The following is an 8919-nucleotide window of genomic DNA, read 5'->3' on the forward strand; positions in this document are numbered from 1 at the left end:
CACCTCGGACTCGCCCTCGGTCACCTCGCCGTCGGCCGAGACGCGATCGCCCGGGCGGACCAGGACGAGGTCGCCGACCTTCAGGCTGGCGGCGGGCACCTCCCGCGCCGTGCCATCCTCGATGCGCAGCGCAGTCCTCGGCACCAGGGCGCCGAGCGCCTCGATGCCAGCGCGCGCCCGTCCGGCCGCCATGCCCTCGAGCAGCTCGCCGACGGTGAACAGGAACACCACCACGGCCGCCTCGGAGGTCGCTCCGATGGCGATGGCGCCGACCGTCGCGATCGACATCAGCATCTCGATGCTGAAGGGCGACCCGGCGCGTGCCGCGGCGATGGCCTTGCGGCCGAAGTAGACAAGGCCGAGCAGGGCGGCGGGCAGGTAAACCCAGTGGTCCAGGGCCGGGACAGCGAGCGAGACGGCAAACCCGGCCACCATGAGGACGCCGATTACCGCGGCGAGCCGCGCCTTTTTCCCCTTCCACCATGGCTGGCGCGGACGAACGAGCGCCACGTCGGCGGCGGCGCCAAGCTCGCCCGCGACCACCCGCGGCGCCTCGACGGGGGCGACGCCGTAGCCGAGCTTGCGGATCTGCTCCTCCACGGCCGAGCGCGGCGTGGCTGCCTCGTCCAGCCGGAAGGCCAGCACCTGGCGGTGGTAGTTGATCCGGATGTCCCCGGCGCCTTCGAAACGGCCGACAGCCGTCTCGATCTTGGAGGCGCAGGAGGGACAATCCATGCCCTCCACGTGGTACCGCAGGGCCGCCCTGGATCCAGGATCGCGTGTAGCCGTTCCGCCGTCAGCCATGGCTGTTGTCCTGCTCCCTAGGTCACGCCAGAGGCGCCACACCGTAACCGAGACCGCGGATCTTCTCTTCGAGCGCCGTGCGGGGCGTGGTGGCCTCATCAAGCCGCAGCTCAAGGACCTGCGTCTTGTAATTGGCCTGGATGTCCTGGGCGCCGCCGAGCTGCTCGACGGCGTCCTCGATCTTCAGGGCGCAGCCAGAGCAATCCATGCCCTCGACCAGGTAACGCAGCTCCACCGGGGCCGCCGTGCCTTCGTGCATCGTCATCGATCGCCTTCCCCTTTCAAGCATCCACGCGGGTCGCAGCGGGATGGAAGGCCGCCGATATGGACCCTGTAGCCACTACAGGGTCAATACCGTGGTTGCCTGGAAGACGTTCAAGGTCGACGAGCTTGGCCGGGCAGCGACATGGAGGTCGAGACCAGCAGGCGCTCGCGTGGGCGTAACGAGCACACGGCCATCGCTGCCTTCGGCCAACAGGTAGGGCAGCCCGCGCTCGGTTGTGGCGGCCCGGCGCTGCCGCATCTCCTCAGTAGTCGGCGGCTCCGTCTCGAAGGTGGCGGTGCCGTGCAGGACGGGGTGCCGGTAAATGGCGGCAACGGCGTCCATGTCGGCATCCATGGCAGGCCGAACGGTGACTTCGGGACGCTGCTTGGCGAGAGCGGCTGTGTTCGGCTCAGGCATGGGTGAAAGGTTCCTGTGGCTGGTCGAGAGCACCTGGTCTGCGAAGCGCTTCAGTTGGTTGCCCCTTCACGGTCGCTCGCTGAGCCTTGCACGAGCTGGAGGAAAACGTTCTCCAGGTCCGGCTGCTTCGTGGTCACGCCCGTGATACGCAGCCCTGCGGCACGGATGGCGGCGAGCATTCCATCGACATTGCCGCTCGCCTGCCCGTAGCGGAACACCAGCCTTGTTGGGCTGGCCAGCACAGGACTGAAGGCACCGAGCGCATCGGGGAGAGCGCTGACCGGCGGCGAGACGTCGACGACGAGTTCCTGGTCCTCCACGCGCCGGAACAGGGCGTCTGTGGTGTCATGGGCAACGACCTGTCCGTCGGCCAGAACGGCGATCTGATCGCACAGCGCCTCCGCCTCCTGGAGGTAATGGGTCGTGAGCAGGACGGTGGTGCCCTGGCGATTGAGCAGCCGGACGTAATCCCAAAGCTGCTGGCGCAGAGCCACGTCCACGCCCGCCGTGGGTTCGTCGAGCACGAGGACGGGCGGACTGTGGACCAGCGCCTTGCCCACCATGAGCCGCCGTCGCATGCCGCCGGAAAGGCTGCGCGCGGGAGCCGTGGCCTTGTCCGCCAGTCCCAGAACCTCGAGGAGCTCGTCGGTGCGTCGGGCCGCCTTTGGGATACCGAACAACCCGGCCTGGAGTTCGAGCGCGGCCTGGGCGGGGAAGTAGGGGTCCAGGGTGAGTTCCTGCGGCACGACGCCGATCGCGGCCCGTGCCGCCCGTGGCGCCTCGTCGATGTCGATGTCCCAGACCCGTGCCGTCCCGGCCGATTTCGTCACCAGCCCGGCCAGGATGTTGATGAGGGTCGACTTCCCGGCGCCGTTCGGGCCGAGCAGGCCGAAGATGCTACCTCGGGGGATGGTCAGGTTCACCCCCTTGAGGGCGTGCTTGGCGGCCCGGCCGCCTGTACCTGGATAGACCTTCTGGAGGCCCTCCACCACGATGGCCGCCGCAGGTTGGCCGTGCTCAGTCATCGCGGGCCTCGTCCTCGACGTCGGCTGGGTCACTGGCGCAGCCGCCAGCCCGACGCGAGTAGCCGATGGCACAGGACGCCGAGCAGGCCATTGGAGACCAGTACCACGAGAATTCCAACGAGCGGTGATGCTTCCGAATGGCCCGTGACGCCGTGCCGGAAGCCGTCCACGATGTAGAAGACGGGATCGGCATAGGCGATCGAGCGGAATGGCTCGGACAGACTGCTGACGGCATAGAAGGTGCCGGACAGCAGCGTCAGCGGCGCGATGACGAAGTTCGTCACGGCGGCCTGGTGGTCCATCTTCTGGGCCCACAACCCGCCCAGAACGCCCAGCAGTGCGAACAGCAGGGAGCCGCCGACGGCGTAGAACAGGCAGAGGGCGAGGTTCGCGAGCGGCAGGGGCACGAAGAGCGCGGCGGCCAGGGCGGTCAGCGCGCCTACCAGGACGCCTCGTGTGACACCCCCAAGCGCCATGCCGGTCAGGAACTCCCCGGGCCCGAGCGGCGCCAGCAGGAGGTCGACGATGTTGCCTTGGACTTTCGCGACAAGGAGAGACGACGAGGTGTTGGCGAAGGCGTTCTGCAAGACCGCCATCATGATGAGGCCCGGGGTGACGAAGACCAGGTAAGGAACGCCACCCGGCTCCGGTGCATGGCGGCCAAGCGCCACACCGAAGACGGCCAGGAAGAGCAGCGTGCTGACCACGGGGCCGCCGACCGTCTGAGCTGCGACCGCGAGGAATCTCTGGACCTCGCGCCGATAGAGAGTGGCCACCCCTATCCAGTTCACTCCACAGCCAAGCCGCGTAGCCGACAAACCACTCTCCATCACCGCGTGTGACCTGGCAGCCTGCATCTTACTTCCGTGGGAAGGTCAAGGCGCCTGCCGGGCGTCGCGGCGCTGCCGCCGGAGCGCATACGGCACGAGCGCCAGCACCATCAGGATGTTCAGGACGGCGGTAGCGCACAGCACGGCCAGCGTGGTGGAGGCGCCAAAGCTGTCCAGCAGCCAGGCGCCCAGGAAGGGTGAGGCGGCCTGCGCGATGAGGGTCGGCATCGCGATCTTCCCCATCAGCACCGCGTAGCCCTCCTTGCCGAACAGGGCCAAGGGCACCGTGCCGCGGGCAATGGAGCGGATGCCGCTGCCCATGCCGTACATGACGATGCCCGCCGCCGCGACGCCCGGCGCGCCCACCAGCATGCCCAGGCCGACCGCAACCAGCACCGCCGAGGCGACCAGACTCCAGATGGGATGAGCCTTCCTGCCGAAGAGCATCTCCAGCACGCGGGCACCGACCTGGGCCGGGCCGATCAGCGTGCCCAGGGCGACGGCGGCGGCCAGGGCCAGCCCTTGCGACTGCAGCAGCGTCAGCAGGTGGACGGAGACCACGGTCATGATGACCGCCGCCAGTTTGAACCCCGCTGCCAGGATGACGAAGGCGTGGCGCTGGCTGGCCTGCACGTGGCCCGGCGCTCCGGCCGCCTTGGCCACGGATGCCGGAGCGGGCTTGGCCGCCTCGCGTGGGACGCCGAACAGGTAGAGCGGCAGCACGATGGCCAGGTGGATGGCAGCGTAGGTCAGGCAGGCGCCGCGCCAGCCCAGGTGGTCAACCAGGAAGGCGCTGAGCGGCCAGCAGACGGTGCTGGCGAAGCCGCCGAACAGGGCCACGTGGGTGATGGCCGGGCGCGCGTGCTCGCCGTAGAGCCGACCCAGCGTCGAGAAGGCCGGGTCGTAGAGACCGGCGCCCATGGCCAGCCCGAGGACGATCCAGGCCAGCACGAAGACCGGCAGGCTCGGCGCCAGCCCGAGCAGCAGCAGGCCCGCGGAGAGCAGGACGGCGCTCGCCGCCAGCACGGGGCGGCCGCCGCGCCGGTCGATGAGGTGGCCGATGCGCGGGGACACCAGGCCGGAGACCAGCATGCCGATGGACAGGGCGCCCATGATCCAGGTCAGCGGCCAGCCCGTGTCCGCGGCGATCGGCCCGGCGAGGACGGCCAGCAGGTAGTAGGAGGAACCCCAGGCGAGGATCTGGGCGACGCCGATGGCGGACACGACCGTCAGCCGGTTCCGGCGCGTCGCGGCGTCGGCGGGGACGGCGTGCCCCGGCAGCGCGGCCTGGCTCATTCGGCTGGCTCGGCCGGAGTGGCCACCTTCTGGGTCGCGGTGCCGCAGCACGGCGTCGCCGCGTCCAGCTCAGGCTTGGGAGCGCAGCAGGCGCCCTGGGGCGTCGTGGGCGTGCAGCAGGACGCCGCCTCGGCGTCGGTGGGCAGCACGCGACTGCTGCTGCAGACACCCGTCTGCGGCAGGTCGAGTTCCACCCGGCGCGCCGCCTCCAGGTCGCCCGCCAGGAAGGCGGCGATGGAGCGCACCTGCTCATAGCCGGTCGCCAGCAGGAAGGTGGGCGCCCGGCCGTAGCTGGCCATCCCGGCAAGGAAAAGCCCGCTGTCCGGCTGCTGGAGTTCAAAGGCGCCGTGCGGGCGCACGGTGCCGCAGGAGTGCAGGTTGGGGTCGATCAGCGGCGCCAGCACGCGCGGGCATTCCAGCGCCGGGTCCAGGTCGAGGCGCACCTCGCCGAGGATGCCGAGGTCGGGGCGCAGGCCGGTGGCCACCACCATCTCGTCGGCGTCCACCATCCTGCCCTCGAGGCTCATGACCTGCAGGGAACCGTCGGCGCCACGGCGGACCTCGTCCACGGAGAAGGGCGCGAGGAGCTTCACGGCTCCGGTCTTCACCAGGTGACGCAGCCGCTGGCCCAGGGCGCCGCGCTCCGGCAACTGGTCGGCCGCGCCGCCGCCGTAGACCCGCGTCAGGTCGGCGCTGCGGGCCGCCCACAGGATGGTCGTGCCCGGCGCCTGCCCGGCCAGGATGGCGAGGTCGATCAGGGTGCCGACGGCCGAATGGCCGGAGCCGACGACGAGGACGCGCTGGCCCGCGTAGCGGCCGCGCTCGGCGCCCAGCGCGTCCGGCATGCCGTAGCGGATGCGGTCGGCCGCCTGGCGCTCGCCGATGGCGGGGAGGCCGGAGGCGCCTGCCGGGTTCGGATGCCCCCAGGTGCCGGTGGCGACGATGACCGCCCGCGCCAGCATCCGGCTCTCCCGGCCATCGGCCTGGAACCGGACCTCGAAGGGCTGCCGCTCGCGACCGGCGTCACGCACCTTGCCTGCCCGCGACCGCGCCACGCCGATGACCCGCGTGTCCAGGCGCAGGGTGGCGGCGATCTCCGACAGGGCGGCCAGAGGCGCCAGGTAGTCCCCCACCAAATCGCGGCCGGTCGGGAAGGCTTCGGCATCCGGAGCCCTCCACCAGTGCCGCTCCAGGAGCGCGCGGCAGGCGCGGTCCACGTTGTACCGGCAGGGGGAGAAGGCGTGGACGTGGCCCCAGCCGAGTGGCGCCGTGCCGACCGAGGGCCCGGCCTCGAACACCACCGGCTCGAGGCCGCGCGCGAGCAGGTGCGCCGCGGCGGCCAGGCCCACCGGGCCGCCGCCGATGACGGCGACGGGCAGCGGGTCAGGGTTCGTGAAGCCCTCAGCGGCCCTGTTCTGAGGGCCCGGCTTGCCGGAGCAGCAGGAGCTCATCTGACGTTTCCTTCGGTATGCCTCGGTGGGCGATGTATCCGGTCAAGCCAAAGGTCAGCATTGGCAGGCGCCCTTGGCCTTGCTGCGGGCCGATGCGGCGCGGTCGGTCTCGGTCAGGGTGGCCGTAGCGTCCATCCAGGCTTCCAGGCCGACCTTGAAGGCCTTTCGGCCCTTGTCAGTCAGGGTGTAGACCTTGCGCTCGCGGCCGGAGACCACCTCGGCCTCGGAGGTGACGTAGCCGCCCTGCTCGAACTCGCGCAGTGTCGGGTAGAGGGCGCCCTCGGACGGTGAGCAGCAGCCGTTGGTGGTCCGTTCCACGGCGCGCGCGATGTCGTAGCCGTGCGCCGGGCCATCGTGCAGCACCTGGAGGACGAAGAAACGGCTGAGCGCCATCTTGATGGTCCCAGCCCAGTAGGCCCGGTCCGTGAAGTCCGGGGCGGGACGGGCGACGGCGCGGAGGGCAGGTTCCTTCGACATGGCGAAACGCTATACCTTGGAGGGCGAGGTATCAAGGTGGCTCATTGGCCCCCGTCGAGCCTGGCTCCGCCATTGGCTGGCCTGTTGAGCTATGTCCGGTCGTGGGAAGCTGCTCGCGTTGGGCAATCGGCTGCTTTGGGCTGAGCTGACACCTCGCTGACCGGCTTCTGGACAGCGGCGACGACAGGTAGGGTGCCTAGGGCGCGGGGCAGGAATCCACGCCTGCGGGAGACAGGCGATGTGCGATCTCTACTCCATGATCAGCAACCAGCGGGCCATCCTGAAGCTGACCAGCGCCACGCGGGATCGCACCGGAAACCTCCCTCCCCTGCCCGCCATCTACCCCGACAGCATGGCGCCCGTCGTGCGGCAGGCGGAGGACGGCGAGCGGGAGCTGACCATGATGCGCTGGGGCATGCCGGGCCCGGAGCAGTACGGCGGCCATCCCGTGACCAACATCCGCAACACCCGTAGCCCGCACTGGCGCCGCTGGCTCGGCCCGGCGCACCGTTGCCTGGTGCCGGTGACATCCTTCTCCGAGTGGGAGGACACCAAGCCCAGGAAGACGCCGGTGTGGTTCGCGCTGTCCGAGGAGCGGCCGCCGTTCGCCTTCGCAGGCATCTGGACCACCTGGACCGGCACCCGCGGCCCCAAGTCGAACCCGGTCGAGGGCGAGCACGAGCTCTAAGGCTTCCTGACCTGCGACCCCAACGAGACGGTGGGCGCCATCCACCCCAAGGCGATGCCGGTGCTGCTGACGACCCCGGACGAGATGGACACCTGGCTAGAGGCGCCGTGGGAGGTCGCCCGCGAGCTGCAGCGCCCGCTGCCGGACGAGGACATGCTCATCGTGTCGAAGGGCAACCGGAAGGACCCGAACTGAGGACTAAGCCAAATACCAGCGCCTTAGACATCAACCGAAAGTTGTAACGCAAGCGCAAGTAAGCAATTATGTCACCCATTAGGCCAGCTCGGGGGACGGCGTGCAGATCCAGAGAGTTTGCATTAGGAACTACCGTTCCATCCGGGAATTGGATTTCTACCCCGGAAAACTCACCGCCCTGATAGGCCCGAACAACTCCGGCAAGACCAACATCCTGTCGGCTCTGGACTTCCTTTTGGGCGGCAAATGGCCGTCTGCTAACGGTCTGATGGATTCTGACTTCTTCGGAAAATCACGGCGCGGCGGCATGCAAGTTGGGGTTCAGTTCCGGCCCAATCCAAAGAATGTTGACTGGTTGTTTTACGAGTACGTCCACGGGGAACCCCGTGCCACTGGCGCCAGGTACACCACCACTTCCAACTCGACGCCTACCTTCCTGAGTAATGAGGTTAGAGCAGCCTTTCCGCTGGTCTACCTAGGCCGCGTGGACGAACCTGATCCATAAGCGGATGCAGCCGAGCAGGGCGAAGCCGAGAAAGCTGGAAGCGGTGTGGTCGTAGCGGGTGGCCACGCGGCGGCAGTTCTTGAGACGGTTGATGAAGCACTCGATGCGGGAACGCAGGGCGTAGAGGCGTCGGTTGACGCTGTGCTGCACCTTGCGGCTCCGCTTGGTCGGGATCTCCGGCTGGGCCCCCCGGTCGCGCGCATCCTGCCGCAGGCGGTCACTGTCGTAGCCCCTGTCACCGAGCAGCACGCCGGGATCGCTGTCGCGCTCGGCCATGAGGTCGTCATAGGCGATTAGGTCGTGGGCCTCGCCGGGCGTCAGCACGACGCTGATGGGCAGGCCATCGGCATTGGCACGCAGGTGGAGCTTGGTCGAGAAGCCGCCGCGCGAGCGGCCGAGAGCCTGACTTTGGGTCCCCCCCTTCCTCCGGCAGCGCAGTGGTGCGCCCGGATGATGGTGCTGTCGATCATCTGGAGCATGTCGGCCTCGCCGCCGCTGTCGGCGAGCGCCTGCAACAGCACGTCCCAGATGCCGGAGGTGGTCCAGCGCCGGAACTGGCGGTGGACCGAGTTCCACTTCCCGAGTTCCTCGGGCAGGTCACGCCACGGCGCGCCGGTTCGGGTGATCCAGAAGATGCCGTCCAGCGTGCGCCGGTGGTCCTTCGGTGGGCGGCCGCCGCGGGCCGACTGCTCCGTCAGGAACGGGGCGAAGATCGCCCACTCCGCATCCGTCAAACGATCCCGAACCAAGGCCGACCTCCTCTCCAGAGGTCAGCCTCGAATCACGTCATCCGCCTCGGGGGAATCCCCCCTGTGCCGGTTCGTCCACGCGGCCTAGATGCGGATCGCAACTACGACCGACAGTTTGGCACCTCCCAGTGGTCCCTTTGGGGACAAGCCATCCGGCACCTCAATGACCATTACAAGTCCCAAGTTCCCCTCGATCAGCAGGAGCAGGCCAAGCAGA

At 69.0% G+C, this 8919-nt stretch carries 10 protein-coding genes and 1 pseudogene; 2 read left to right on the plus strand and 9 right to left on the minus strand.

Features of this window, described 5'->3' with window-relative positions; genetic code table 11:
- The 8 genes from D9598_RS20480 to D9598_RS20515 form a co-directional block, all read right to left on the minus strand.
- The coding region (locus D9598_RS20480; RefSeq protein WP_255528817.1) for a cation transporter at positions 1-804 on the minus strand (804 nt) is incomplete at its 3' end.
- A gap of 22 nt (positions 805-826) precedes the next feature.
- Positions 827-1069 (minus strand): heavy-metal-associated domain-containing protein, encoded by a 243-nt coding sequence (locus D9598_RS20485; protein WP_232477491.1) that lies wholly within the window; start codon positions 1067-1069, stop codon positions 827-829.
- Between the two features lie 75 nt (positions 1070-1144).
- Positions 1145-1486 carry a GNAT family N-acetyltransferase gene (locus D9598_RS20490; RefSeq protein ID WP_232477492.1) on the minus strand — a complete coding sequence of 114 codons (342 nt, stop codon included), beginning with the start codon at positions 1484-1486 and terminating at the stop codon, positions 1145-1147.
- 50 nt (positions 1487-1536) lie between these two features.
- Positions 1537-2511 carry an ABC transporter ATP-binding protein gene (locus D9598_RS20495; protein WP_198368345.1) on the minus strand — a complete coding sequence of 325 codons (975 nt, stop codon included), beginning with the start codon at positions 2509-2511 and terminating at the stop codon, positions 1537-1539.
- 29 nt (positions 2512-2540) lie between these two features.
- Positions 2541-3287, minus strand: coding sequence for an ABC transporter permease (locus tag D9598_RS20500; RefSeq protein WP_370592102.1), 747 nt, complete (start codon positions 3285-3287; stop codon positions 2541-2543).
- 99 nt (positions 3288-3386) lie between these two features.
- Positions 3387-4637 carry an MFS transporter gene (locus tag D9598_RS20505; protein WP_198368346.1) on the minus strand — a complete coding sequence of 417 codons (1251 nt, stop codon included), beginning with the start codon at positions 4635-4637 and terminating at the stop codon, positions 3387-3389.
- On the minus strand, positions 4634-6088 hold the full coding sequence (locus D9598_RS20510) for an FAD-dependent oxidoreductase (RefSeq protein ID WP_198368347.1): 1455 nt from the start codon (positions 6086-6088) through the stop codon (positions 4634-4636). Before D9598_RS20510 ends, D9598_RS20505 begins: the two co-directional genes overlap by 4 nt.
- A gap of 54 nt (positions 6089-6142) precedes the next feature.
- Positions 6143-6565: a PadR family transcriptional regulator gene (locus D9598_RS20515; RefSeq protein ID WP_198368348.1), complete on the minus strand. Its 423-nt coding sequence runs from the start codon at positions 6563-6565 to the stop codon at positions 6143-6145.
- A gap of 238 nt (positions 6566-6803) precedes the next feature.
- On the opposite strand from D9598_RS20515, the pseudogene D9598_RS20520 reads away from it, so the two are divergent.
- Together D9598_RS20520 and D9598_RS21705 are read left to right on the plus strand one after the other, a co-directional pair.
- A pseudogene (locus tag D9598_RS20520) lies at positions 6804-7448 on the plus strand (SOS response-associated peptidase).
- A gap of 100 nt (positions 7449-7548) precedes the next feature.
- Entirely contained in the window at positions 7549-7953 is a 405-nt protein-coding gene (locus D9598_RS21705; RefSeq protein ID WP_198368349.1) for an AAA family ATPase, read from the plus strand.
- Here the strand turns inward: D9598_RS21705 and D9598_RS20530 are convergent.
- Positions 7924-8720 (minus strand): IS5 family transposase gene (locus D9598_RS20530; RefSeq protein ID WP_370592103.1). Its coding sequence is split into 2 segments (ribosomal slippage): positions 7924-8358 and positions 8361-8720, totalling 795 coding nucleotides; the frame shifts between segments, so codons are not numbered across the junction. The two genes, D9598_RS21705 and D9598_RS20530, sit on opposite strands and share 30 nt — an antisense overlap.
- Between the last annotated feature and the right edge of the window lie 199 nt (positions 8721-8919).

Source organism: Roseomonas sp. KE0001 (assembly GCF_016107285.1).
Lineage (GTDB): Bacteria > Pseudomonadota > Alphaproteobacteria > Acetobacterales > Acetobacteraceae > Pseudoroseomonas.